The following is a 26,730-nucleotide window of genomic DNA, read 5'->3' as shown; positions in this document are numbered from 1 at the left end:
TTTTATTGGAATACCAGTGAATGAAAATTTTATATATTTGTACCCATAACCGTTGCCGCAGTATTTTGTCTGAGGCTATTACCAATCACTACGCTAACGGTAAAATAGTCGCCAAAAGTGCCGGTAGTCAACCTGTAGGCGAAGTGCACCCTTTATCAATCAAATACCTACAAGAAGCGGGCATTGCCACAGACGATTTATCGAGCCAATCTTGGGATGAATTTGAAGACTTTAAGCCGGATGTTGTGGTAACGGTTTGTGACTCAGCAGCTAGTGAGTCTTGCCCTTTGTGGTTTGGTAACAGCTTAAAAGTGCACTGGGGCTTAGCCGACCCATCAAAGTTGCGTGGCAGTGAGCAACAAATTGCAGAGGCGTTTCAAAACACAATTGAGCAAATCAAACAGCGAGTTCAACAATTAGTAAGTTTACATGTAGATATAAACGACCAAGGTGCATTTAAAGCTGCTTTGGCAAGATTAGGAGCCGAATAATGACTCAAATTAAAAATCCAATGCCAAACCTTGACCTTGATCAATTTCAAGTGCCTAGTATCGAAAATTTTTCTACCCAACATGCCGCGCACAAGCCTAAAATATTATTGTTATACGGTTCGTTGCGTGAGCGATCATTCAGTCGCTTGGTAGTCGAAGAATCCGCTCGTTTGTTACAAGCAATGGGCGCAGAAACCCGTATTTTTGACCCAACTGGATTACCTTTGCCCGATAGTGACGATGCTACCCACGCAAAAGTAGTGGAGTTGCGTGAACTAATGATGTGGTCTGAAGGGCAAGTATGGTGCTCGCCCGAACGTCATGGATCAATGACCGGCATCTTAAAAAGCCAAATTGATTGGGTGCCACTTAGTTTAGGCGGCGTGCGACCTACTCAAGGCAAAACCCTAGCCGTAATGCAAGTATCGGGCGGCTCTCAATCATTTAACGCCGTGAATCAAATGCGTATTTTAGGGCGCTGGATGCGGATGTTAACTATTCCTAACCAGTCTTCGGTAGCAAAAGCCTTTATGGAGTTTGATGATAACAATCGTATGAAACCCTCATCTTATTACAACCGAATTGTAGATGTGTTGGAAGAACTGATGAAATTTACGCTGCTAACCCGTGACAACAGCGAGTATTTGGTTGACCGTTATTCAGAGCGAGTCGAAACAGCAGAACAAGTTAGCCAACGTGTTAATCAGCGGTCAATTTAAAAGGAAATATCATGGGATTATTTGAGCGGTATTTATCGGTTTGGGTAGGGCTAAGTATTTTAGCAGGCGTGGCTTTGGGCAGTGTTGTCCCAGACTTTTTTGCGCTTTTGGCAAGTTTAGAATACGCCCACGTGAATATAGTGGTAGCCGTACTGATTTGGTTGATGGTGTACCCCATGATGATCCAAATCGATTTTTCATCTATTAAAGATGTGGGCAAAAAACCTAAAGGATTAGTGTTAACCCTAGCCATCAACTGGTTGATTAAACCTTTTACTATGGCGGCCTTAGGTTGGTTGTTTTTTAAAGGTTTTTTTGCTGATTGGGTCGACCCGCAATCGGCTAACGAATACATAGCAGGTATGATATTGCTAGGCGTAGCGCCTTGTACGGCTATGGTGTTTGTATGGAGTCAAATGACCAAAGGTGATGCTAATTACACTTTAGTGCAAGTCTCTATCAACGACATAATAATGATCTTCGCCTTTGCTCCTTTAACCGCCATTTTACTTGGTGTGAGCGATATTGAAGTGCCTTGGAATACTTTGCTTATTTCAGTGCTGTTATATGTGTTGTTGCCATTAGTGGCTGGCGCATTAACTCGTTCTCTATTAGATAAAAAAAGCCATGGAGCAGATAGCCATCCCGAAGTAGACAAGTTTGTTGGCAAACTTAAACCTTGGTCAATCATAGGTTTGCTTGCCACTGTGGTGCTGTTATTTGGTTTTCAAGCACAAACTGTGTTGGCCCAGCCGCAAACTATAGTGTTGATTGTCATCCCCTTAATCATTCAAACCTATGGCATTTTTGCTATTGCCTACTTCTTAGCAAAACGTCTAAAACTGCCTCACAATGTCGCCGCACCAGCCAGTATGATTGGTACTTCTAATTTCTTTGAACTGGCGGTGGCGGTGGCAATTTCACTGTTTGGTCTACATTCAGGCGCAGCTTTAGCGACTGTGGTTGGGGTATTAGTGGAAGTGCCTGTGATGTTGTCTTTGGTGTATTTTGTGAATAAAACACGGCATTGGTTTTAGAGCAACAACCGAGTTAATGGCATGGGTTCAATAAAAGGAAGCATATGAGTCATTCAATTTTTAGAAAAGATGGCACAGCTCAAGGGGTGGCCAAACAACGTTTAATTGAGTCCTTGGCGAAACCTGACAAACGCATCATTGATGATCTCTACGCCGATCGCTTTGTACTAGGCGCGAGTGTTATCAAGCTAATGGGCCACAAATTTAGTGTGTGGTTAACGCAAAAGTTTGTCCCTGGTTTTCACCAACATTTAATTGCGCGAACCCGTTTTATTGATGATCTGATTAAGCAATGTGGCAAAAGTGGTACAGAGCAATACGTTATTCTGGGAGCGGGGTATGACCTACGGGCTCATCGTCTGGCCTTGCCATCCTCACTAAAAATTTTTGAAGTGGATCAGGCTGAAGTTCAGGCAAGAAAACGCGCTAAACTCCCAAAAGGTATAGCTAATTCAGAAAATGTGACTTACGTAACTGTTGACTTTAATCAGCAGTCTTTAACAGAACAGCTTCTGGCTGCGGGATTCGATCGCACAAAGTCTAGCGTTTTTACCCTTGAAGGCGTTTCCCAGTACATCTCAAAAGAGGCCGTTACTGCCACTATTAAAGAGATTGCCAAGCTGACTAAGCAAACCCCCGCCACCTTTTTTATATCTTACGTTGACGAGTTGCTAGATGAAGATCCTGTCACTTGCTTTGGTAAAGGCTACCCAAAAGCGGTCCAGCGAGCAGAAACTATTAAAATCGTGTCAGCTAAAGTGGGGGAGCCTTGGATATCGTTTTATTCGGCCGAAGAGATGAAGGCACTACTTGCTCAAAATGGATTTTCGTTAATAGAAAATAAAACGCTGGCTGATCTTAACTCTGTGTACTTTGCCCCAGTAGGGAGAGCCTTGCCTGAGGAACACATTTTTAAACTCGAACACTTTGTCGTAGCGAGCTCAAAACACACTAACAATATTGAGCCCTGAGGCTCCAACTGCGGATAAATCATTACATTTAAGTAAAAATTTTTTTTGAGTATTTGCATTCACCAATTTGGCTGTCAAAATAGCCGCCTTTTAGGATCTTGTTGTAGTTGGAGAAGTACTGGCGTATGAAAGGTGCCGTTTTGTTATTATTAGGGGTTTGGGCCAGCAATGTAAATTTTGCCATTGCGACCGAGTCAGTTGTACATAATGCCGTAGATGAGTGTTTACTAATTGCGCTTAAACAAGCAACACCTGAACAGACTGTGGCCGAATTACGCGCAAGCTGTAGACATGAAAAACCTACTTTAATCAAACATCGAATTGGGTTAGAAAAACAAGCATCGAAGAACCCTTTTGCCATCGTGCCCCATAAGCCGAATTTTGTGCTACCTCTAAGTGTCACTAACATTGATGAAGTCCCCTATGCTGGCTTGGCAATTGATTCTGAACTTGATGATTTGGAGATAAAATTTCAAGTGTCTTTAAAGTATTTGGCTGTAGAAGATTTATTATTCGATGATCTCGATTTAGAAATTGGCTTTACCACAACAAGCTGGTGGCAAGCTTACAACAGCGGTATTTCTGCCCCTTTTCGAGAGACCAATTACGAGCCTGAAGTCATTTTTAATTATCACCATTCTTGGACATTATTAGGTTTGCCCATTGAACAAACGTCCTTATCTTTTAATCATCAATCCAATGGACAAACTGGGCAACTATCCCGTAGCTGGAACAGAATTATTTTAGGCTTTGCCTTTGCGCCAACCGAAAATGTGGTTTGGGGGTTAAGAACTTGGTACCGCATACCTGAAGACGAAAAAGTTGACCCTCTTGATCCAGCTGGAGACGATAATCCCGATATTGAAAAATATCTAGGTTATGGTGAATTAGGCGGGTTATGGAGTATTGCCGACAAGCACTCTTTAGAATTTATGTTTCGCAATAACCTACGTACAGAAGATAACAGAGGCTCAATTCAACTAGGATGGTCATTCCCCATAAATGGCCGAATTCAGGGGTATGTCGAGTACTTTAATGGCTATGGTGAAAGTCTGATTTACTACAACCATCATTCTCAAAGGTTAGGCATTGGTTTTAAATTAACTAATTGGTTATAGAAATTAGACCAAGAGATTCAGCGGTAAATCATTTGGTCTCGGGTATGGATCATCTCGGCTAATACTTTATTTTGTATTGGGTGCGGCACATCTGCTTTTGTCATGGCATTGATAAATAAGTCGACGCCATGGTTAAAGTCGGCTTCAGTGATGTTCATTCCTGCATGCACCTGTTCCATGGTATCACCTGTGTACTTACACGGACCATTGGTGAGTAAGCACAGATGTTCGATAAGCTTTTCTCTAAATCGGTCAATATCTGAGTCTTTAAAGAATTCAAACATGACAGCGTCATATTCAATTTCAGTGATAAAATTATCGACTATTTCTTCAACTTTTGGTTGGCCACCTAGTTGCTGATAAATACTCGAATTGTTACTGGCACATGCACTTAACATCAGGCTGGTTAATAATACTAAAATTAAATTTTTCATATGGTTACCAAAGTTGTCCGTTAAGTGAAAGATATAAGCCTTTTTGATCTTTTGCACCTGCGATGCTGCCAAGTTCAGCCCAGGCCAGAGTAAAGCTTAAATTCTTGGAGGGGATATAGGTAGCAAAAATGTCGAACCAGTCTTCTTCACCAAGACCTAAATTATCGGGTTTTTGTCGATACTCAACCCCAATAGCAAAGTGACGATTGAACAGAACACCTGCAGAAGCTTCGGCCATTATTTCATAGCTATCGTTGCTAACTCCTCCATATCCTAAAAGCCCAAGTTGGTTGGCTTTTGTGGCTCTGGCTGTCACGTTCCACACCGCGTTAAAACCAGCAATGGCGCCTAAGTGAACTTTGGTTGCGGCTAAATAAATATCGGTGCCACTGCTGTTATCAACAGCCCCAACTGCAGCTGCAATACTGCCGTCATCCAATTTTTTATGCTGAATTCCTACGCTTAGCTGTGGCCATTTTGAATAAACCACATCTCCGGATATACGGTATTTAAACCCATAAACATTTTGCTTTATGTCGCCGCCAAGTGTTTTTAAATCAAATCTATGTTGGGCGACACTTAATTCAACGCGATCGTAAAATGATGCACTAACACCTAAGACGTTGAGGCGAAAATCGTCAATATCTACTTGGGTAGTAAAAGCATTAACCGAAATTTCATCTCGGCTATCGTAACCAGCTAAAGTTGCCCAAGGCACGATACCACCACCACCACTGCCCTCAATTTGATTTAACCCTGCAGTGCCAATTAATTTCCCATCACTGGCCTGTGCCGTAATGATAAAAAGGCAAAGAAATAATCCGATGGCTCTAGACCAAGAAATACCCATATTGTTTTCCTTTTTTATAACCATTTTGTTTCTAGATTATCGTTATACCAAGCGATAAGATTATCAGCCGGAGTCGGTTTGCAAATGTGATAACCTTGTGCCAATTCGCAGCCCCATTCAGCTAATAGTGCCAGTGCTTCAACGTTTTCAATTCCTTCGGCAACTACATTCATGTTAAAACTATGAGCCAAACTAATAACGGTTTTAACTATTTTTTGATCGCCTTCTTGTTCATTTAGATTGAGTACAAAACTTTTATCTACCTTAAGTGTATCCACCGGTAAGTTTTGCAAATAAGCCATAGAAGAGTATCCAGTGCCAAAATCGTCAATCGCGATTTCGAAGCCTTTATCTCTGAATCCTTGAAGGTGCAAAATTGCCTTTTCGTGATCTTTAACCAGATCACCTTCGGTGATTTCAAAAGACAAGCTCCCTGCTTGCAAATTTTGTTGGTTGAGCAATGCCATTACATTTGGAAGTAAAGCGGGATCCATAATGTCTTTTGTTGAAAGGTTTATGGCGATCGACACATCTACCTTAGCTTCTCGGAATTTTACTGCATCGCTAATGGCTGTCCCAATAACCCAATGGGTGATTTTGTCGATAAAACCAGCTTGTTCAGCTATGGCAATAAAATCCTCAGGAGAAACAAACCCTAAACGAGCGTTTGTCCATCTTATTAAGGCTTCAACGTGAGTAACTTTGTTTGTTTTTAAATCAAGTTTTGGTTGATAATTGAGGCTCAACTCTCCAATTTTATGTTCTAAGGTATTTCTTAGCTCAGTAATAATTTCTAAACGTCTTGAGTAGCGCGCTTCTAATTTGCTGCAATAAGGCAATATAAAATTTCGAGTGATTTGTGCTTCATCAAGTACAATATTTAGCCTTTTAAATACTTGTTCAGCGTTATTTGCATCTTTAGGGCAAGCTATTATGCCCATAGCAACTTTAATATTTATAGTTACATTACCTGTGTCAAATGGCTCTTCAAGAGCTGACTTTAACCTTTCTATTTCTTGTTGCGAGGGATCCTCATGGGGTAACCATAGTAATTCCCCCCCAGTTAACCTTGCTGCTACTCCTTTGAAATGTGATAAACGATTAGCTAACTCAGTTAAACAAAGATCACCATTATGATAACCAAAAATATCGTTGATGCCGCGAAACCCAAATATATTTATCCCAATGGCCAAAAAAGGAGTATTGCCAGAGAACCTTTTTTCAATTTCAGCTTTAATATGTTGCCTATTGAATAATGACGTTAATGCATCGTGAGTGGAGCGGTAATTTATTTCTTCTTCACGGGTCTGTACATTTTTTTGCATAGTACTAAAGGCTTCAGATAACAAACTAACTTCAGTCGTTTTGGTACGCACAGTAGGATTTTTACTATAGTCACCAATACTAATTCGTTTAGCTATGTCTGCCAAAACAACCAAGGGTTTAGAAATTTTTTGTGAGAATAACGCGGCTAATAACGAAGCCAGTATAATAACCAGAATACCTAATACCGAAATATTTATTTGTAGCGATTTAAAATCGGCAAATAGCCTTTGAGCATCTTCAGATAAAGTAATAATAGCGCTATGGTTTGAGCTTTCGTCTAGAGTAAATTGTTGCGAAACAAAAGGAACTTCGTTAGTAATAGTTAAGGATAACCATGAAGGTTGTAAGTTGACTTGAGAGATCGCCTGTTCCGCAAGTGGCGCATCTAAGGTACTTATTTTGAATATTTCGTTTTGTTGAATATAAACTTGTAATGTTGTTTCAAGTTGGGTGATGTCTTTTAATTGATTGAGAATGGCATCACCTAATTTAAATCCAACAAGCGTAATTGCTATAGGTGTAGGTGCGTCTACAGTCAATAAAATAACTTGGTATAGCTGATTATCGATCATCATCAATGAAGAGTAGCCGCCTTGTTCAACAACTGTTTCTATAACGTCAAGATATGGAAATGCCTGACCTTCGGCTAAGGTTGAGGGCACACTTGTAATAGAATCTCCCTGTAAAGAAATGAGTGCCATTAAATCTGCTTCAATTCTTTGACCATGATTATGCAAAACACTGTCGATGGTACCTTTGTCCCCAGACGCTACCGCTTCTTTAAACCCCCAATCATCGGTAAGCACAGCAGCTGAATTGTAAAGTAAATCTTCTCTGCTCTTTAAAACACGTTGCAGTACGCTCTCAGCGATGGATAAATCTCGAGCAAACTTATCTCGCGTTTGCTCGTCATTTGCCATCCACACATTGATAAAAATGGTTACTGCAGTTAACAAAACAAGGCCAACAACTAGCCTAAAGATACTTTGATTTAGAGGAGAACTAGTCAACTATTTATTTCCTCTTCCAAGATTTTTTGGACTTAAAGGTGTTTTGTTTCTTAGGCAATACTTCTTCAACTAATGTGAGTTGAATAGAAAAAGGGGACTCGGTGATTACTGTTGGCAATTGAATTTCTTGCCTTGTTATTTTATTTGTAGATAACCTTGGGTGCCAAAGCTTAATTTGCATGTCGGCTTTAGGGATTTGTGCAATACCTAGTTTGTTGGTAATGGCGGTGTTTTCATTTTCAGCAACATAGATATAACCAATCATTTGGTCATGAATGTTGCATCCTAGAACAACTATGCCGGATTGCTCAAAAGCTAACTGTTTTGATTCCCCACCGTGATACATTTTTATTTCAAAGGGTTTGGGTTTAGAAAAGCTATAGATATGGTGACGGGTATTGTCGCTATTTGGAAAAGAGACTTGCTGATTTTTTTGAATGACTAATACTTCTGGAGAAAATTGTACGTTGACTTGATCCATTACGGCTATGTCGGAGATATCTGGCGTGTTTTGAGCGTCTTCATTAAAACTAATAACAGCATTTTCAACGGGGTTGCCAAATTGATCTACAACCCGAATTGATTCGGCGAATACCTTACTGCAGCCCATCATAAAAACAATCCAAAGACAGTTTTTGAACGTTAATTTAACCCCAAAGCTCAACTTCGAAGCAAATATTGATGCATTCATCGTACTCGTTCTTTTTGCTCCGGAAAAACTCAAAAACATATAAATCACATATAAATACAATTAGTTATAACAATCTAACAAAACCTTTAAATTTTAGATACGTTTGCATTGGTTTTTGTCATTTCCAAATTAGTTTCAATTGCCCTGTATATATTTTAATGTTAGCTGCGGGGTGTCTCGGGATAAAACTATCCAAATCATCAATACGAATTAAGACTAAATCGTCGAAATCATTGATTAAACTTTGTTTTATCGATTTTATTAAAGGAGCAGAGTTGGCAAAGGTGTCGTTTTCTATCTTAAAACTGTCTAATTGCAAATTTTCAAAAATATAAGACTCTGAAAAAGAATGATATTGCAGATCACCCGTAAATATTAGGGTGGCGCTAAAATCTTCACCTTGATTCATTGAAGTAGCAGTCAGTTGCAATTCTATTGAATGTTCTAATGGATCTAAAAGTACTTTGGCATTAGAAAATGTTGCAGCAATTCCTTGAAAAGACTTTTCTATTGGAAACTGTTTTGCCAATGTTTGGTTGAGCGTGTTTATTTTTATAACTTGAACTGTGCTATTCATTTGAGAAGATACAGCTGAGATACTCATAGCAAAACTAACAACAATTAGAATTATTTTTTTAAACACAACTTTACTCCTTATAAAATTACATCAAGGACATAGTAGCATTTTGGCTTTGTTCCTAAAGTAAACTTTAGGGGCTGCTGCGCAATCATTCAGCAAAGTGCAACAGACCCTAAATATATTTATAGAAAAACCGACCAATATACGTTATTTGTTGTCATAACACTTTTCAGGTTTGTCATTACTCAGGGACCCTCACAAATATGTCGTCGCATTTATTCATTTTTTTGGTTTTATTAGGTTGGTTTTATTTCTCTCAGCCAGTTTCCGCTCAATCTCGTGGAGCCGATCGCCCCCGAATAGTGATGGTTGATCGTTTAAATTTTGAATATGAAACCACTCAAATCGAGGCGGTAGGTACGGCCCAAGCAAAGCGTTCTGTCACGCTTTTTGCAAGTGTTTCAGATGAGGTTACTGCCATACAGTTTGCGCCTGGTCAGGCCGTCAAGAAAGGTGAAGTACTGGTTACCTTAGATAGCCGCCTGCAAGACGTTAATATGCAGCGAGCAGAAATTGAACTCGAAGATGCCAAACGCAATCTGCAACGTGTAAAGCGCAGTCTTAAGCAGGGGGCAGTGACCGAACGAGAAGTGGATGACGCCACCACAGCCTATAGATTGGCCGAAGTTAGCTTACTCGAGGCAAAGAAAAACAAAGCAGACAGATTAGTTAGGGCACCTTTTGACGGTATAGTGGGGTTAACAGAGGTAGAAGTGGGCGACCGCATCACGCCGCAAACGCAAATCACCACTTTAGATGATAGAAAGGAACTTTTTGTCAATTTTGTCGCCCCTGAATTGGCTGTGTCTTATTTGATTGAAAAGCCTCAGGTGGAGTTGCAACCTTGGACTGACAGAATGACCCTGTTACCTGCCCAAGTGGTTGAAATTGACTCTCGCGTGAGTACTCAAGATAGAACTATTAGGGCCCGCGCCTTGCTTAATAATCAAAACGATCAATACCGTCCTGGGATGAGCTTTAGAGTCTCACTAGATGTGCGCGGTGAAATGTATGTGGCTATCCCCGAGGCTGCGTTATCTTGGGGCGCAAATGGAGCTTTTGTGTGGTTGGCACAAGATAACAAAGCGAAACGGGTTGATGTACAAATAGCGCAACGATTAAGAGGTCGAATTTTAGTGACGGGTAATTTAAGTGATGGCCAAACCTTAATTACCGAAGGGATCCAAGGGCTGCGCGACTCCCAAGCGTTAAATATTCAGAACAAGTTAGATAAAAATGCCAGCTCAAAACAAAAGGCGTCAGACTAGTGTTTAAAAATAACTTATTCAAAGATGACTTACCCTCATTATCGATCCGCAGACCGGTACTGATTTTAGTCTTAAATCTACTGATAGTCACTGCAGGTATTGCCGCCTTTTATGCCTTAGAAGTGCGCGAGTTGCCAGATGTCGACAGGCCCATCATCACCGTAAGCGCTAACTATCCAGGTGCGGCCCCTGAAACCGTAGACACTGAAGTCACGAGTCGACTCGAAGGCGCTGTCGCCAGAGTCAGCGGCGTTAAAGCCATTCGCGCCCAAAGTGAAGAAGGCAATAGTCGCATTCGTGTGGAATTTCGCCCCGGTATCGATATCGAAGATGCGGCCAATGAAACCCGTGAATCTGTAGCCCGCATTCAGCGAAGATTGCCGGAAGAAGTAGAACAAGTATCCATAGTTAAAGCCGACAACGACGCACAAAGCGTGGTAAATATTGCGGTTTCAAGTGAAAAATACGACTTAGAAACCCTCACCGATATAGTCGAAACTGACTTAGCACCATTATTTTTAAATGTACCGGGAGTTGCTGATGTGCGCCTCGATGGCGATCGGCAACGGGTGTTGCGGGTGAGCGTAGATAACTTGCGACTGACCAGTTTTCAGTTGTCTATTTCTGATGTAGCCAATGCCCTTCGCACCGCCCCTTTTGATGTGCCTGCTGGCAGTATTCGTTCTACTGATCATCAGCTAATAGTGCGTGCGGATGCCACCTCAGTAAACGAACAAGACGTGCGTGACATTGTTATTTCAGGTGACGTTAAAGTGGGTGATGTAGCCAGCGTATATTTTGGTCCCGCTGATTTACGCAGCATAGTACGTTTAGATGGTAAGCCAGTTATAGGCGTGGGCGTGATAAGACAAGCCCGCTCTAACACCATTGAAATTTCCGATGAAGTGTTAGCTATGGTGGATGGTTTACGGCAACGCTTTCCCGACTTGGAAATGACAGTCACTTCAGACGATGCCGAATTTATTCGCGATTCAGTCGACGAAGTGTTGCAATCTTTGGTATTGACCATTGGCTTAGTTATCCTGACCTTGCTGGTATTTATTGGCAAGTTTAGAGCCACCTTAATACCGGCTTTGGCTATTCCGGTGTCGTTAATTGGCTCGTTGGCCATTCTTTGGGTACTTGGTTTTTCAGTAAATATTTTAACCTTGTTGGCCTTGGTGCTGGCAACCGGATTGATTGTAGACGATGCCATAGTGGTATCTGAAAATATTCAGCGCCGCAGAGCCGCAGGTATGGGCGCCAGAGCCGCAGCCGTCATTGGTACCCGTGAAGTGTTTTTTGCTGTAATTGCCACCACAGCCGTTTTAGTAGCAGTGTTTGTGCCCATTTCGTTTTTGCCTTCAACGGCTGGGCGATTGTTCAGAGAGTTTGGCGGCGTATTGGCCGGCAGTGTGATTATTTCTTCTTTTGTGGCTTTGTCATTAGTGCCTGCACTGACCGCTAAAATCCCCGCAATTGATGTATCGAAACAAAAGCAGGCTGGTTTATTAGCCCGTTTTGGCATGGCGTGTGTTAGCGGTTATGAACGTTCATTGCACTTTGTTTTAAGATATTCGGTTGCTGTGGTCATAGCTTGTTCGCTTGTGGCAGTGGGCGCTTACTACCTATTTAATCAGCTAGATAACGAGCTGTTGCCGCCAGAAGATAGAGGCGTGATCCGTATATTTGCCCGTGGCCCCGATGGCACAGGCATTAATTTTATGGACAGACAAGCCTTAAAAACCGAAGAGTTGTTACTACCCAATATTAACCAAGGCGAGATAGCCTCGCTGTACACAGCAGTAGGCAGATGGGATCCTAATATCTTGTTTATCACAGTACCATTAACCAAATGGGAAGACAGAGAGCGTTCGCAGCAGCAGATCATCAATGAACTTCGCCCTATGTTATCCCAAGTAGCAGGCGCACCGGGCCGTGCGTTTGGCAGTAATAGTTTGAATTTAAGAGGTTTTGGTGGCGGTTTTGAAATGGCACTTACGGGTGATAATTATTTAGATATTTACCAAGCCGCCCTCGACTTTTCAAAACAAATTGAAGACACACTACCCGAGCTAGGCAAGGTCAAAATTTCATACGAACCTACTCAACCACAGCTAAGAGTAAGTATCGACCGGCGTCGCGCAGAAGAATTAGGTGTGGCCTTTGATGATGTATCACGCACCCTACGTGCGGCCATTAACGGTGATGATATTGTTGACTTAAATGTGAATGATCAGGCGGTGCCGATTATCTTACAGGCCAGTAACCGTAATTCACTCGATCCCAACAGCATTCTAAATTTATACGTCAGCTCGAGCAAAGGTAACCTAGTGCCGCTTTCAAGCGTGGCTTATGTAACCGAAGAAGGTGTGGCAGCAGAACTAGAGCGTCACGCGCAGCGCCGCGCCATTGAACTAGAAATGGACTTACCTGCCGAGGTGACCATAGAGCAAGCGGTTACTGGCATTCGCGCATTGGCTAACAGCACTTTGCCAACGGGTATAGGTGTAGTATTTTTGGGTGAAGCACAAACCTTCCAAGAAACCAATCAACAAGTGATGTTGACCTATGTACTTGCATTTTTGATCGTGATGTTAGTGCTGGCCGCGCAATTTGAAAGTTTTAACAGCGCATTTGTGGTGATGTTAACCGTTCCTTTTGGCATTGCCGCGGCCATATATGCCCTGTATTTTACGGGTACATCCGTCAATATTTATTCACAAATAGGTTTAGTGATGTTGATTGGGCTATTAGCCAAAAACTCTATTTTGCTGGTGGAGTTTGCCAATCAACTTCGTGATGCTGGTATGGACGTGAAACAAGCCATTATTGAAGCGGGTAGGGTACGGTTACGTCCAATTATGATGACCTTGGTGTCGACTATCTTAGGTGGCCTGCCCCTTATATTATCCACAGGCGCGGGAGCAGAAGCACGCAATGCTATTGGCTGGGTGGTATTTGGTGGATTAGGTTTGGCGGTGGTATTTACGCTATTTTTAACCCCAGTGTTGTATTACGCTTTAGCGCGTTTTACGCGCCCTAAAGCCGATGAAGAAAAACGCCTAAATCTAGAGATTGAAGCGGCGCAGAAACAACTGTAATGAGTAAAAATATTGTCATTGCAGGTGCAGGAATAGGTGGTTTGTGCGCCGCTTTGGCGCTGGCAAAACGTGGCTTTAAGGTCACTGTTTATGAGCAAACTCAAAAGTTAACCGAAGTGGGGGCAGGTTTACAGCTTAGCTCTAACGCCATGCATGTGCTGCAAGCACTTGGTATAGCCGATACAGTCAAAACCAAAGCCTTTCGTCCTACTGCAGCCGTGATGCGCCACTATAAAACGGGCAAACACTACTTTTCTGTCCCTCTAGGTGATGCTGCCACACATAAGTTTTCAGCGGATTATCTGCATATTCATCGCTTTGATTTACATACGATTTTGCTTGAAGCCTGTGAACAGCTAAAAGTAAGTATTCACTTAGGGCAAGAGGTACAAAGTTATGAGCAGTCTAGTGAAAAGCTTAAGATTAAGATGAAAAATGACCGCTGTTTAGAAGCCGAACTTCTGATTGCAGCGGATGGCATTAAATCGACAATCCAAGGCAGTATGCTAGGGCCATCGCCTGCAGATTTTACCGGACAAGTGGCTTGGCGCGGTGTGATTGCGGCTAACAAGCTCCCCAAAGGCTTAATCAAACCCAATGCCAATTTGTGGGTGGGGCCTAATAAACATTTTGTTAGCTATTATTTACGTGGCGGCGAGTTGGTGAACTTTGTAGCTGTGCAAGAACGAGCAAATTGGCACAAAGAATCGTGGAATGAACCAGGAAATATTAATGAACTACAACAAGCTTTTAATGGATGGCACCCCGAAGTCACAGAGCTTTTAAGCGCTACAGACAGTTGTTTTTTATGGGCCTTATATGACAGAAAGCCCTTGGCACAGTGGGTAGATGGCAAGGTTGCTTTACTGGGAGATGCGTGCCATCCCATGTTGCCATTTTTAGCCCAAGGAGCAGCGATGGCCATAGAAGATAGTTATGCTCTGGCACATTGTTTGGTATTTGCAAAAAGCACTCAGGCTGCACTACAAGATTATCAAAACTTGCGTTTAAAGCGCACTCGCTATATTCAACTTAAGGCTAGAAAAAACGCTGCTTTGTATCATATGAACTCATCTTTGGGGCGCGCTAAACTGGCGGTACTTTCAGGGCTGGCAAACGTTGGATTAAGCGACCTTCTGGCGGCTAACCAGCTTGACGATATTTATGGGTACAATATTGTTAAGCAGTTAGAACAAAGGAGGTATGTGTGATGGAATTTAACAGTGCCGAGGTTCAGCAGGTATTTGCGCAATATCCTTCTCCAATTAAAAAATGCCTGTTAACCATTCGAAAATGGGTTTTTGAAATTGCACAACAGAATGAGCAAATAGGCGAGCTAGAAGAATGTATAAAGTGGGATTCACCCAGTTATGTAACAAAGCAACCTAAATCAGGCACTACATTAAGGTTATCTCGCCCTAAGTCTAATGCAACTGAATACGGTTTGTATGTACACTGTCAAACCAATTTAGTGGCAGAGTTTCAAGTGGCCTATCCACATTTAAAATATAATAAAAATCGTGGGGTGTTATTTGATAGCGATCAACCCATAGCGACTGATGTTGTGAAACAATTCATCTATTTGGCGCTCACTTATCATTGCCGAAAATAGTTAATTTATTACACACCATAACCACAAACAATAATACTTTAATGTGCCATTCAACTATTATATTTCCAATGATTTAATTCAAACACCTAAGATTTCCCCACATTTTAAGGAAGCAAATATGTCCACTGAAGACTTAAATGATTTACGCATGTCAGAACAAGTACGTCCGCTTTTTCTTGCGGTAAAAAAACACATTGAAGAGAATGTTCTTCCCATCCAAGAAGAGTTTTATTCCATTGGTGAGAGCCTAGCTGATCGTTGGAGCTATTCTGACCGCCAAATGGAATTACTTGAAGGGGCTAAAAACAAAGCCAAAGAAGCGGGTCTTTGGAATTTTTTCTTGCCAGATGCTGATACCGGTGAAGGATTGTCAAACTTAGATTACGCTTACATCGCTGTAGAATTGGGTAAAGCCCCGTTAGCTTCGGAAACCTTAAACTGCTCTGCGCCCGATACTGGCAATATGGAAGTGTTGGAGCGAGTGGGTACGCCTGAACAAAAGGCCAAATGGTTAGAGCCACTGCTTCGTGGTGAAATACGTTCTTGCTTTGGTATGACAGAGCCTAACGTTGCCTCTTCTGACGCCAAAAATATCACCACTTTAGCCGTTGAAGACGGCGACGATTGGGTGATCAATGGCGAGAAATATTATATTTCTGGTGCGGGCGATCCTCGCTGTAAGATTATGATTTGTATGGTTAAAACCAGCCCCGATGCGCCTACTCATAAACAACAGTCACAAATACTGGTGCCACTAGACACCCCAGGGGTGACTATTGTTGGCCCTATGCACGTATTTGGTCACGACCATGCACCTCATGGTCATATGCATATTAAACTTGAAAACGTACGCGTACCTAAAACCAATATGCTGCTAGGTGAAGGTCGTGGTTTTGAGATTTCACAAGTACGTTTAGGTCCAGGTCGAATTCACCACTGTATGCGTTCTATTGGTCAGGCCGAAGAAGCGTTGCAATTAGCACTTGAGCGTTCTACTTCACGTGAAGCTTTTGGCAAAAAACTGTATCAGCTAGGTAAAAATATCGAAGTGATTTCGAAGATGCGTATCGATATTGAAGCCATGCGTATGATGGTACTTAAAGCGGCTAAAGCCATGGATGTATTGGGCAATCAAGAAGCCCGTATGTGGATCCATATGATCAAAGCTATGGTGCCAGAGCGGGTATGCGAAATCATCGATCAATCCATGCAGCTTCATGGCGCTACGGGTATTTCTCAGTGGTCACCACTGTCTGCAATGTACGCAGGGCAACGTACTTTACGTTTCGCCGATGGCCCAGATGAAGTGCACCACATGGTAGTGGGCCGTAATGAAGTGCGTGAGTTTGAACGCAATAAAGACTAATTGCTAGTTTTCAATAAGGCCGGTATAAGCTGGCCTTATGTCTAACCTCATTAGTATTTGTGTTATCCAATTTTGTGGATAGAGTAAGGAGAGCAGTATGAGCAAATATAGTATTGCTAAGCAATGTATAGCCAATGCATTAGAAAACGCGGATCAGGAAAATATTAACCATGGCGACCTACTTGAAGCATTAATCATCAGCGCCATTGCCGAAATGTCGAAAACCCAAGGCGCAACTCGTACTTCTGAGATGCTCGATTACGAATTGCGAAACCTAGCAGGCGCACTGGATAAAGACTTTTTGCGAGCTAGGTAATACCCCCATAGATAAGGCTAAGTAACCCGATGGGTGCTAGCGGATCTGCTTTTTAATACTATGGTAAGCCCATTCAATCCAAGGCATTAACGCTTCGAGGTTGTGGTTTTCAACAGTCGCGCCGCACCAAATTCTTAATCCTGCTGGTGCATCTCGGTATGATCCTATGTCATAAGCTACCTGATGTGCTTCGAGCAATTGGGCAAGTGTATTGACTTGCTCTGGGGTTAAATCAAGGGTTAAGCAAACACTGCTATTTGAGCGAATTTTTGAGTCTTGTACTAAAAACGCAATCCAATCGTGTTGTGCTACAAATGCCTCAATTGTGGCTAGGTTTTTATTTGCTATAGCGATGGTTGCTGGCACTCCGCCAATAGACTCCACCCAATGTAGTGCATCTAGGTAATCCACCACACATAACATAGAGGGGGTGTTAATAGTGGCGCCTGTAAACAGTCCTTCAATTAATTTGCCTGCTTGTGTCATACGAAATATTTTTGGTAAGGAGCGAGGGGGAACATAACTTTCTAAGCGCTCCACAGCTCGTGGGCTTAAAATTAACATACCGTGGCCACCTTCACCGCCTAGCACTTTTTGCCAGCTGTAGGTGATCACATCAAGTTTTTCCCAGTCGATATTTTGTGCAAACACAGCCGAGGTGGCATCACAAAATGTTAGGCCTTGGCGGTTAGCATCAATCCAATCGCCATTGGGTACTTTTGCGCCCGATGTGGTGCCATTCCAAGTAAATACCACGTCATTGTCGCAGTTTACCGCTGTTAAATCAGGCAATTGACCATAATCAGCACTGAACACTCGGGTGTTTTCTAATTGTAACTGCTGGGTAATATCAGTGGCCCAACCTTGACCAAAAGATTCCCAGTACAATACATCAACAGGTCTTTGACCTAACATTGACCACAGGGCCATTTCCATGGCACCTGTATCAGATGCGGGTACAACGGCCACGCGGTAACCTTGGGGCAAACCTAAAATTCTCGCGCTGTCTAAACAGGTTTTTTTAAGGGCATCTTTGCCAACAGTCGCTCGGTGAGAGCGCCCTAATACTGATAAGTCGAGATCATTGACATCGTAACCGGGACGTTTGGCACAAGGACCCGAAGAAAAGTGTGGATTAGCAGGTTTAAGACTAGGGTGCATCATTTTTCTCACGTTAAAAGTGGGGGCAGTATTGTAAAAACCCAGAATACAAGTGATTAAAACCTATCACCAATATTCAAGTGTCATGAATTATATCTATTGTGGCACACCCATGGATAGTGACTTACTGCCAAGAGAGTTAGATGGCAGTAAGTGATACATCTTTAGACTAAAAAGCGATTTGGTAGCCTAGGGTTAACATGTTATCCATATCCATTTGAACACCATTGACTTTGTAGTTGATGGGTTGCGAATATTCCAATGCAATCCGGTGTTTATTGGCGATGACAGTATTGATACCAAGCCCTAAGTCCAAAACATCTGCACCGTAATTGTTAGGATTAGCGGTGGTAACGGGAGCCACAATTTTTGCGTCTACACCGCTTATTTCCTGTGAGGAGCTGTATTTTACGCGCACAGATGCGCTCACTGCATCAGAAAACGCATAAGCGGTCCAGCCAGTGAGTTGAGTTTTATTTCCTGGCTCGTAAGCTTCGTCATTTTCTCCTAAAGACGTACTCAATAATCCTTGCACTCCCCAGCTATAATTGCCTGCATAGCCGTTATAGGTAAGACCAAACTCTCCTTGGTGGCTGCCAGTGCCGGTTTGCATGCCGTAAGGTAAGCGCAGGGTCATTGGCATATTCATAGGCGTGAGTACTTCGCCTGTTTCTTCTATTGAGCCGGTAGGTATCACCCAACCAAGGTTGGCGTGTACTTTATGATTGGGTGAATCAAATAGTCGATACAATACCGCCAATTTGCTATCAGCCAATCCAGAACTGGCGCTTTCAAAGTCGCCTAATACAGTCGTACCCATCATGCCTTGATAGGTGGTAAGACTCATATCGCGGTCGATATAGTTAAGCATGGCCATTAAGGTTACATCGTCACTAGGTGCGTACATAAACCCCAGCATATGCATGCTGCTGGACATATCTTGGGGTACAACGCGCACTGTGGCAGGTGGCGCATTTGGATTGGCTATTGAGGTAACAATGTCATCATTGGAAATATTATGACTGCCTTGCAGGTTGCCAGACATGTGCATAGTCATAAAGCGATAGGACATCATAAACTCGTCCTTTTTATGGAGATGGTCGCCCATCACGCCTATGGGTGCATGAGTGATAGCTTGGGTTGTGGTGTGGGAATGCTCTGCATTTGCAGCAAGACTGAATAGGCCTGCCGCAGTTAGGCCGACCATTAAGGTAGATTGTTTGAACATAGTTTTCTCGCAAATAATAGTGATTTAAAGTGTGCTCAAAACAGAGTTTGAACAGTATTTATTATGAATATTTACGAAAAAGTAGGTGGTGCTCGTGATAAGGCGAGTCGGTGGGGCGCAGTGGCATAGATGGCGTTAAAATAGCCAATTGTGGAACTGGTATTAATCCCTAAGGTGGAGTGGGGTTGTGTTATTACCCACAAGTCATCAAAGGTGGGGTCTGCTAAGAAAGCATAAGTGCATTTGATTTCTTGTAAATAAGTTGGCGCATTTTCTGGCGCGTCTACAAACTCTACTTTGCCGGTAAGTTCAAAGCTCGACAGTGAAATCCACTTGTAAGTACTGCCTGTACAAATTAATACACGGTCATCATCAGCAAAGCTTTGGGCATGGCTTACCATAGAAGATGCTGCAACTAATGAACCCACACTATTAAACAACAAGGCAATCAATACACTTATTGCAATGTACCTTTGTGTTATGGCTTTTAACTTATTCAATTCAACGATCCTAAAGGCAGGCGCTATGCATTATTCAGCATAAAATTTATGCTGAAACTTTAGCGTTTTTTGCTCGTTGCCATCGCTTACTTCGATTGCAATACGATACTGCTCTTGGTCGCTAAAAGGCAGTGCGGCTAAGTAGTAGATGGCCTTGCCTTCTTTGACTTGTTTGAAGGTTAACTTTTTTACGACGCCTAATAGGTTTTTGGCCTCGCCAGTTAAGACAACCGACTGCGCCGATTTGTCTTTTCTATCAAGCACTGAAATATTAATAAGGCCATTAAACTTACTGCGTACTATCGCGTATTGTTTCGCCACTTCAGGCGTCAAAAACGTGCTGTTTAAGGCAATATAGTGTATATCCCAACTGCCAAGTACTTGTTTTTGTTCCGCATTGACATGAAAGGAAAACAACAAACCTAAGCTCAAACAAAGGCCTAGCAAGTAGCGGTTTTTGGGAGTCAACTTAGAAATATCCAAATAAATCACCTAGTAGTTTTTGTAAAAATAATAACAGAACAATGACCACCATAACCGATAAATCTAATCCGCCCATATCAGGCATTCTTCTGCGAATAGGCGCCAGCATAGGTTCGGTAAGCTGCCCTAAAACCATTTCCATTGGATTTCTTCCTTGGCTCACCCAGCTCATAATGGCACGAAGGATAAGCACGTACATCACTAAGGTGAGTGCCTCTTTAATAACAATCACACAAGAGAGTATTGCAATTGAGAGTATGTCTATATTGTTATGACCTAACACTAAACTAAGCACCACTATTTTCAATCCAGCCACCAGCAGCGCAAGTATCAAAGTGGCGGTATCTAAACGACCTAGGGAAGGAATAACCCTTCGCATCGGGGCCACTATCGGTTGTGTAGCCTTGACTATAAATTGGCTAAAGGGATTATAAAAATCGGCTCGTGCAAATTGCAGCCATAGGCGTAATAACACCACCATTAAATAAATGTTAAAAACAAAATCAATTAAAAATTGTACTGAATTCATATACTGGACTTTCCTCTGTAACTTTCCACAATAAACTATCTAAAATTGTTGCGCCATTTCTGAGGCGCGTTTAACCGCAGCCTGCATGGCGGTGGCGACTATTTGTTCTAACCCTTGTTGCTGAAATGATTCTATTGCCTTGGCGGTGGTACCACCTTTTGAAGTAACTTGGGTGCGTAACTCGCTTAATTCAAGCTGAGGGTTGTGACAAACCACTTCTGCGGCGCCTAACATAGCTTGTTGTACCATAGTTCGCGCTGTTGTTTTATCAAAGCCTTGTCGCTGTGCTTCTTTTTGCATAGCCTCTAAAAATAAGAAAAAATACGCTGGGCTACTGCCGGCAGCGGCTATCACACCGTCTATCATCGATTCTTGAGCAACCCATACAATTTCGCCCACTTGACGCATTAAGTCAGCGGCATATTGTTTGTCTAGTGTAGTAACACTTGTATCAGCAAATAGCCCTGTCATACCTTTACCAATGGCACTAGGTGTATTGGGCATAGTACGCACCACAGCATAGTTACCTCCCAGCATCTGTTGCAGCGTAGCACTAGAAATGCCTGCCGCTATCGACACAAACAACTTGTTAGTGAGGTTGTTTTCTGCAGCAAGTTTGGCACACATTGAGTGCATTAGTTGCGGTTTGACCGCTAGCACTATGACATCCGCAGCATTTAATGCTTGATTATTATTTTGAGTTACATTGATACCGAAATCGTCCTGCAAAGCGTTAAGTTTTGCAACCGAGGGGTTACTGGCTGTGATACATTGCGCCGGATAGGCATTGTTCACCAGGCCACTGACAATGCTTTTGGTCATATTACCTGCGCCAATAAAGGCTATTTTTCTGTGTTCCATGGGTGTCCTAGTATTTTACATTAATTGCGTGATCCAAAAATGGCGGCGCCCACTCTTACCATAGTGCTGCCATTTTGAATCGCATTTACCATATCCCCCGACATTCCCATAGATAAAGTGTCCACTGCGGAGTATTGGGCTTTTAAGTGTGTATATAACTGGGCCATTTTAGCAAAACTCGCTGCTTGTTGTGTTGGTGATTGCTTGGCCTTAGGTATAGTCATGATTCCCCTGAGTCTTAGTTTAGGAAATTCTGTGATAACTTTTGCGAAGCTGTTGAGCTCGTCTGCCGCTATCCCTGCCTTGTTGTCGTCTTGGTCGATGTTAATTTGAATACATACATTGAGCATTTTACCCGTGGCAGTTTGCGCATTGAGCCTTTGGGCGATTTTGAGCCGGTCTAGGGTATGTATCCAATGAAAATTTTCCGCCACTTGGCGGGTTTTATTGGACTGTAATGGTCCAATAAAATGCCATTCAATATCATCAAGTGTTTGTAACTTCTGTATTTTTTCAACACCTTCCTGTACATAATTTTCGGCAAACAAACGTTGTCCCGCTTCATACGCTTGCACAATATCAGATACGGGTTTGGTTTTACTCACCGCTAGCAATTTAGTTGAATTTGATGGACGATGGGCATCTAAGGTAGATTGCTCGACAGTTAGTTGTACGCTTTTGAGTCGTTCTGCTATGGTTTCCATATTGCAACATGATATACGGAGAATATTGCTTGGATATTACCGAACTTTTAGCCTTTAGTGTTAAAAATAAAGCCTCTGATTTACACCTTACTGCTGGTTTACCGCCTATCATCCGTGTTGACGGTGAAATGCGAAAGCTCAATATACCTGCCCTAGAGCACAAAGAAGTGCATGCTTTGATTTTTGAAATCATGAACGATAAGCAACGTAAAGAATATGAAGAAAATCTCGAAACCGATTTTTCTTTTGAAGTAAAAGACTTATCGCGCTTTAGGGTCAATGCCTTTGTGCAAAATCGCGGTGCGGCGGCCGTACTCAGAACCATTCCTAGCGAAATATTAAGTTTAGATGACTTAGGTGCCCCGCAAATCTTTAAAGAAATCATCAATCAACCTACGGGTATAGTCTTGGTAACTGGGGCCACTGGTTCGGGTAAAAGTACCACCTTGGCGGCTATGGTCGATCACCTTAACTCTACCAAGCGTGAACATATTTTAACCATAGAAGACCCGATAGAATTTGTGCACGAAAACAAAATGTGTGTACTCAACCAGCGTGAAGTACACAGAGATACCCATAGCTTTAACAATGCACTGCGCTCAGCATTACGGGAAGATCCCGATATCATTTTGGTGGGTGAGCTACGGGATTTAGAAACTATCCGCCTAGCCATCTCAGCCGCTGAAACCGGGCACTTGGTATTTGGTACTTTGCATACCAACTCGGCACCCAAAACCATTGATAGGATTATTGATGTGTTTCCTGCAGCAGAAAAATCCATGATACGCTCTATGTTGTCAGAGTCGTTGCGGGCCGTTATTTCGCAAACACTATTGAAAAAGGTAGGCGGAGGTAGGGTCGCGGCTCACGAGATCATGTTAGGTATTCCGGCAATTCGTAACCTTATTCGTGAAGATAAAGTGCCGCAAATGTACTCGGTTATTCAAACCGGTCAGTCCCACGGAATGCAGACAATGGATCAGTGTTTGCAAAAACTCGTGTCACAAGGCCTTATTTCACCTCAAGACGCCGCGGCTAAATCTATAGATAAAAAACCGACTTCTGGTTTCTAGGAACGAATTATGGAACTCACACCTTATTTAGAAGAGATGCAAGGTTTAGGGGCATCAGATTTATTTGTGACTGTTGGATTTCCCGTCAGCGTTAAAGTAAACGGCCAAATGACACCTATTGGAGACAGTAGTCTAACCGAAGATGACGCCTTAGCCCTAGTGCATGATGCCATGACCGAGAAACAACAAGACGAGTTTGAGCGCACTAAAGAATGTAACTTTGCTATCGCCCGAGATGAAATTGGTCGCTTTCGTTGCAGTGCTTTTTGGCAACGAGATATGGCTGGCATGGTGGTGCGTCGCATTGTGACGCAAATTCCTCAGGTGGCAGACTTAGGTTTACCTGAAGTACTAAAAGACGTGATCATGTCCAAACGAGGTTTGTTGTTATTTGTGGGTGCCACAGGTACAGGTAAATCCACCTCTTTGGCTGCCTTAATGGGGCATAGAAATCAGCATTCTAATGGGCATATTCTGACCATAGAGGATCCTATAGAGTTTGTACACGAACATGCCAATTGTGTGGTGACCCAACGAGAAGTGGGCATAGATACGCAGTCCTTTGACGATGCATTAAAAAGCTCATTACGCCAAGCGCCAGATGTGATTATGATTGGTGAGATCCGCTCCATGGAAACCATGGAATACGCTATGTCTTTTGCCGATACGGGGCACTTATGCGTGGCTACGTTGCACGCCAATAACGCCAACCAAGCCATTGAGCGTATTATGCATTTAGCACCGCCTGACCAACATGAAAAGTTACGCTTTGATCTAAGTCTAAATATGCGCGCAATTATTGCTCAGCAATTAGTGCCTACTCCTGATGGCAATGGCCGAGTTGCCGCTATCGAAATTTTACTTAACTCACCCTTAGTCACCGACCTTATTCAGCGCAACGAAATTGGCAGCTTAAAAGAAGCCATGAAAAAAGGTAAAGAAATGGGGATGCAAAGCTTTGATATGGCTTTGTATGATCTGTACAAATCGGGCAGGGTTACTTTAGATCACGCCATTCATCATGCCGATTCACCCAATGATTTACGTTTGATGATAAAACTCGACTCAGATGAAGGCAATCAACTTGGTTCCCTTTCAAATGTTTCAATTGATATGGACTAAGGACTTTTTTGGAAAGGGTTTACAGCCATCACGATCGCTTTAGAATATTTCAAGTTAAGCAGTTACTTGAAGAATTGGGTATCCCTTGTTTTGTAAAAAATGAGTTTGCCATTGGCGCAATAGGCGAATTATCGCCCATGGATGTGATGCCTGAAGTGTGGATAAGCGATCCGGAGTGGTTGCCTAAAGCGCAACAGTTTATTGCTGACTTTCAAGCCCAACCTCTTAATGTGTTCCCTTGGATTTGTACGACATGCAATGAAACGAATGAAGCTAACTTTGAGCTGTGTTGGCAATGTGGCCAAGACAATGACAAGTAGATTTAACCAGATCCAAGAACCACGATGAATGCCATGTCAATAAACGCTGTCGATGCGACACAAATCGAAAGTTTTGTTGAGGCGATGTGGTTAGAAAAAGGGTTGAGTGAAAATACTCTAAGCGCCTATCGGTCTGACTTAAGCAAGTTTGCGATTTATCTTGCGCGCTACAGCGAAACAGTTAGGCCAGTGCAGTTGCTAGATTTCACCCAAGATGTATTACATCAATATTTAGCCACACGGTATGACAGCGGGTTATCTGAGCGCAGTACTTCGCGGTTTTTAAGTAGTTTACGCAGTATGTGTCGATTTATGCTTAGGCAAAAACTCCGTGACGACGACCCTGTCAGTATGTTGCAAAACCCCAAGCTTCCACAGTCACTCCCTAAAACGCTGAGCGAATCACAGGTGTTCGACCTATTGGACGCGCCCAATATTGAAGAGCCTATACAACTGCGTGACAAAGCCATGTTAGAAGTGTTGTATGCAACTGGCTTGCGTGTCACCGAATTGGTTAACTTACGACTCAATCAACTGAGTCTGCAACAAGGTGTTGTGCGGGTGATCGGCAAGGGCAATAAAGAAAGGCTAGTGCCTTTAGGTGAAGATGCGGTTGATTGGGTGGCTACTTTTATCAAGCAAGGGCGAGCAATTTTATTGAAAACCGAAAGCGACATTGTTTTTCCTAGTAACCGTGGCGTAGCTATGACTCGCCAGACATTTTGGCATCGAATCAAGTACTACAGCAAAGTCGCCTGTATTCAACATGATTTGTCACCTCATACATTGCGCCATGCTTTTGCAACCCATTTACTGAATCACGGCGCGGATTTACGAGTAGTGCAAATGTTATTAGGCCATAGCGATCTGTCTTCTACTCAAATTTACACCCATGTGGCAACTGAGCGTTTGCAAAAACTTGTAGCCGAGCATCATCCAAGGGGGTAAAAAAATGCCATTGGTTTACTTCTTAGGCTGCGTTAGAATGGCAATGACTAATATATTTGAAATTATTTCCCTTAATCAGGGTCATATCACTAATCTCATTATCTGGAAGACTTATGAAAAATAGGACAAAAATCAGCACTGTGTTAAGCGGATTAATACTATCCCTTAGTTTTAACCTGCTTGCTGCAAACGAAAATGCTAGTTACGACCAAGTGAAAGCCAAATTACAAACCGCATTAAAAATGAAAATCAATTCGGTTGGTGATGCACCTGTGTCTGGCTTGTTGCAAGTGATGACAGAGAAAGGGCTTTTTTATACCAGCACAGATGGCAAATATTTGTTGCAAGCCCGTATTTACGATATTGAACAGGGAATGCGCAATGTCTCTGAAGATGCCTTAGGTGAAATGCGCTTAGGTGGCGTAGACCAATTTAAAGATGCGGTAATTGAATATAAAGCAGACAAAGAGAAGTATGTGGTCAATATATTTACAGATATCACCTGTGGCTATTGCCGTAAATTGCATAAAGAAATGGAACAATACAATGACTTAGGCATTACGGTGCGCTACTTAGCTTTCCCTCGCGGTGGTCTTAGAAGTCAAACCTACACAGATATGGTGTCTGTGTGGTGCGCCGAAAACCCGCAAGAAGCCATGAATAACGCCAAAGCAGGTGGTTCAGTACCAAGTAAAAGTTGTGAAACTAAAGTCTCTGAGCAATACGCTTTTGGTAAAAAAATCGGTGTTAATGGTACTCCCAATATCATTATGCCAGACGGTTCGGTGATCCCAGGTTATCAACCGCCTAAACAACTTGAAGCCGCTCTTAAAGCTATTCTTTAATTG

At 42.5% G+C, this 26,730-nt stretch carries 28 protein-coding genes; 16 read left to right on the top strand and 12 right to left on the bottom strand.

The features are described 5' to 3' along the window. Positions 1-20 precede the first annotated feature (20 nt). From Q0688_RS19335 to Q0688_RS19315, 5 genes are all read left to right on the top strand, one after another. Positions 21-491 carry an arsenate reductase ArsC gene (locus Q0688_RS19335; RefSeq protein ID WP_299081094.1) on the top strand — a complete coding sequence of 157 codons (471 nt, stop codon included), beginning with the start codon at positions 21-23 and terminating at the stop codon, positions 489-491. Further along, on the top strand, positions 491-1,210 hold the full coding sequence (gene arsH / locus Q0688_RS19330) for an arsenical resistance protein ArsH (protein WP_299081090.1): 720 nt from the start codon (positions 491-493) through the stop codon (positions 1,208-1,210). Before Q0688_RS19335 ends, arsH begins: the two co-directional genes overlap by 1 nt. 11 nt (positions 1,211-1,221) lie before the next feature. Continuing rightward, positions 1,222-2,247 (top strand): ACR3 family arsenite efflux transporter, encoded by a 1,026-nt coding sequence (gene arsB / locus Q0688_RS19325; RefSeq protein WP_299081087.1) that lies wholly within the window; start codon positions 1,222-1,224, stop codon positions 2,245-2,247. 44 nt (positions 2,248-2,291) lie between these two features. Further along, positions 2,292-3,218 (top strand): class I SAM-dependent methyltransferase, encoded by a 927-nt coding sequence (locus Q0688_RS19320; protein ID WP_299081084.1) that lies wholly within the window; start codon positions 2,292-2,294, stop codon positions 3,216-3,218. Between the two features lie 125 nt (positions 3,219-3,343). Continuing rightward, positions 3,344-4,336: a phospholipase A gene (locus Q0688_RS19315; RefSeq protein ID WP_299081075.1), complete on the top strand. Its 993-nt coding sequence runs from the start codon at positions 3,344-3,346 to the stop codon at positions 4,334-4,336. A gap of 17 nt (positions 4,337-4,353) precedes the next feature. On the opposite strand, the gene Q0688_RS19310 is transcribed toward Q0688_RS19315, so the two are convergent. The 5 genes from Q0688_RS19310 to Q0688_RS19290 form a co-directional block, all read right to left on the bottom strand. Beyond that, positions 4,354-4,770, bottom strand: a complete 417-nt coding sequence (locus Q0688_RS19310) for a group 1 truncated hemoglobin (RefSeq protein WP_299081070.1) — start codon at positions 4,768-4,770, stop codon at positions 4,354-4,356. A 4-nt stretch (positions 4,771-4,774) separates the two neighbouring features. Continuing rightward, positions 4,775-5,620, bottom strand: a complete 846-nt coding sequence (locus tag Q0688_RS19305; protein ID WP_299081066.1) for a DUF3034 family protein — start codon at positions 5,618-5,620, stop codon at positions 4,775-4,777. A gap of 14 nt (positions 5,621-5,634) precedes the next feature. Then, on the bottom strand, positions 5,635-7,956 hold the full coding sequence (locus tag Q0688_RS19300; protein ID WP_299081063.1) for a GGDEF domain-containing phosphodiesterase: 2,322 nt from the start codon (positions 7,954-7,956) through the stop codon (positions 5,635-5,637). A gap of 4 nt (positions 7,957-7,960) precedes the next feature. Next, positions 7,961-8,647, bottom strand: a complete 687-nt coding sequence (locus Q0688_RS19295; RefSeq protein ID WP_299081061.1) for a methylamine utilization protein — start codon at positions 8,645-8,647, stop codon at positions 7,961-7,963. A 118-nt stretch (positions 8,648-8,765) separates the two neighbouring features. Then, on the bottom strand, positions 8,766-9,290 hold the full coding sequence (locus tag Q0688_RS19290; RefSeq protein ID WP_299081058.1) for a hypothetical protein: 525 nt from the start codon (positions 9,288-9,290) through the stop codon (positions 8,766-8,768). Between the two features lie 200 nt (positions 9,291-9,490). Between Q0688_RS19290 and Q0688_RS19285 the strand changes: the two genes are divergently transcribed. The 6 genes from Q0688_RS19285 to Q0688_RS19260 all read left to right on the top strand — a co-directional run bounded on the left by Q0688_RS19285 (position 9,491) and on the right by Q0688_RS19260 (position 16,953). Continuing rightward, positions 9,491-10,555, top strand: coding sequence for an efflux RND transporter periplasmic adaptor subunit (locus Q0688_RS19285; protein ID WP_299081055.1), 1,065 nt, complete (start codon positions 9,491-9,493; stop codon positions 10,553-10,555). Further along, entirely contained in the window at positions 10,555-13,659 is a 3,105-nt protein-coding gene (locus Q0688_RS19280) for an efflux RND transporter permease subunit (RefSeq protein ID WP_299081052.1), read from the top strand. Before Q0688_RS19285 ends, Q0688_RS19280 begins: the two co-directional genes overlap by 1 nt. Continuing rightward, a complete protein-coding gene (locus Q0688_RS19275; RefSeq protein ID WP_299081049.1) occupies positions 13,659-14,870 on the top strand; it encodes an FAD-dependent monooxygenase in 1,212 nt (403 codons plus the stop codon). Before Q0688_RS19280 ends, Q0688_RS19275 begins: the two co-directional genes overlap by 1 nt. Further along, entirely contained in the window at positions 14,870-15,271 is a 402-nt protein-coding gene (locus tag Q0688_RS19270; RefSeq protein WP_299081046.1) for a DUF1801 domain-containing protein, read from the top strand. The genes Q0688_RS19275 and Q0688_RS19270 overlap by 1 nt, the downstream gene beginning before the upstream one ends. Before the next feature lie 118 nt (positions 15,272-15,389). Continuing rightward, positions 15,390-16,637 carry an acyl-CoA dehydrogenase family protein gene (locus Q0688_RS19265; RefSeq protein ID WP_299081036.1) on the top strand — a complete coding sequence of 416 codons (1,248 nt, stop codon included), beginning with the start codon at positions 15,390-15,392 and terminating at the stop codon, positions 16,635-16,637. A gap of 97 nt (positions 16,638-16,734) precedes the next feature. Then, a complete protein-coding gene (locus tag Q0688_RS19260) occupies positions 16,735-16,953 on the top strand; it encodes a hypothetical protein (protein WP_299081033.1) in 219 nt (72 codons plus the stop codon). Between the two features lie 36 nt (positions 16,954-16,989). Here Q0688_RS19260 and Q0688_RS19255 read toward each other — a convergent pair whose 3' ends face one another. From Q0688_RS19255 to Q0688_RS19225, 7 genes are all read right to left on the bottom strand, one after another. Continuing rightward, entirely contained in the window at positions 16,990-18,114 is a 1,125-nt protein-coding gene (locus Q0688_RS19255) for a phosphoserine transaminase (protein ID WP_299081224.1), read from the bottom strand. 169 nt (positions 18,115-18,283) lie between these two features. Continuing rightward, positions 18,284-19,342 (bottom strand): transporter, encoded by a 1,059-nt coding sequence (locus Q0688_RS19250; RefSeq protein WP_299081032.1) that lies wholly within the window; start codon positions 19,340-19,342, stop codon positions 18,284-18,286. 71 nt (positions 19,343-19,413) lie between these two features. Beyond that, positions 19,414-19,842, bottom strand: a complete 429-nt coding sequence (locus Q0688_RS19245) for a hypothetical protein (protein ID WP_299081030.1) — start codon at positions 19,840-19,842, stop codon at positions 19,414-19,416. A 30-nt stretch (positions 19,843-19,872) separates the two neighbouring features. After that, a complete protein-coding gene (locus Q0688_RS19240; protein ID WP_299081221.1) occupies positions 19,873-20,289 on the bottom strand; it encodes a DUF4426 domain-containing protein in 417 nt (138 codons plus the stop codon). Positions 20,290-20,311: 22 nt separating this feature from the next. Further along, positions 20,312-20,854 carry a YggT family protein gene (locus Q0688_RS19235; RefSeq protein WP_299081028.1) on the bottom strand — a complete coding sequence of 181 codons (543 nt, stop codon included), beginning with the start codon at positions 20,852-20,854 and terminating at the stop codon, positions 20,312-20,314. Positions 20,855-20,893: 39 nt separating this feature from the next. Next, the gene (gene proC, locus Q0688_RS19230) at positions 20,894-21,715 is read right to left on the bottom strand and encodes a pyrroline-5-carboxylate reductase (RefSeq protein ID WP_299081026.1); all 822 of its coding nucleotides are present in this window, start codon (positions 21,713-21,715) and stop codon (positions 20,894-20,896) included. Positions 21,716-21,735: 20 nt separating this feature from the next. Next, positions 21,736-22,419: a YggS family pyridoxal phosphate-dependent enzyme gene (locus tag Q0688_RS19225; protein ID WP_299081024.1), complete on the bottom strand. Its 684-nt coding sequence runs from the start codon at positions 22,417-22,419 to the stop codon at positions 21,736-21,738. Positions 22,420-22,448: 29 nt separating this feature from the next. On the opposite strand from Q0688_RS19225, the gene Q0688_RS19220 reads away from it, so the two are divergent. The 5 genes from Q0688_RS19220 (at position 22,449) to dsbC (ending at position 26,727) form a co-directional block, all read left to right on the top strand. Next, positions 22,449-23,492, top strand: a complete 1,044-nt coding sequence (locus tag Q0688_RS19220; RefSeq protein ID WP_299081022.1) for a type IV pilus twitching motility protein PilT — start codon at positions 22,449-22,451, stop codon at positions 23,490-23,492. A gap of 9 nt (positions 23,493-23,501) precedes the next feature. Beyond that, positions 23,502-24,614 carry a PilT/PilU family type 4a pilus ATPase gene (locus Q0688_RS19215; RefSeq protein WP_299081018.1) on the top strand — a complete coding sequence of 371 codons (1,113 nt, stop codon included), beginning with the start codon at positions 23,502-23,504 and terminating at the stop codon, positions 24,612-24,614. 8 nt (positions 24,615-24,622) lie between these two features. Next, a complete protein-coding gene (locus Q0688_RS19210) occupies positions 24,623-24,934 on the top strand; it encodes a DUF2007 domain-containing protein (protein ID WP_299081012.1) in 312 nt (103 codons plus the stop codon). Between the two features lie 33 nt (positions 24,935-24,967). Beyond that, positions 24,968-25,882 carry a site-specific tyrosine recombinase XerD gene (gene xerD / locus Q0688_RS19205; RefSeq protein WP_299081005.1) on the top strand — a complete coding sequence of 305 codons (915 nt, stop codon included), beginning with the start codon at positions 24,968-24,970 and terminating at the stop codon, positions 25,880-25,882. 113 nt (positions 25,883-25,995) lie between these two features. Next, the gene (gene dsbC / locus Q0688_RS19200) at positions 25,996-26,727 is read left to right on the top strand and encodes a bifunctional protein-disulfide isomerase/oxidoreductase DsbC (protein WP_299081002.1); all 732 of its coding nucleotides are present in this window, start codon (positions 25,996-25,998) and stop codon (positions 26,725-26,727) included. Positions 26,728-26,730 lie beyond the last annotated feature (3 nt).

Origin of the sequence: uncultured Paraglaciecola sp., assembly GCF_937123705.1 — a bacterium.
Lineage (GTDB): Bacteria > Pseudomonadota > Gammaproteobacteria > Enterobacterales > Alteromonadaceae > Paraglaciecola.
Note: the sequence above shows the minus strand (reverse complement) of the source record. Positions and strands in the feature narration are given on the sequence as shown.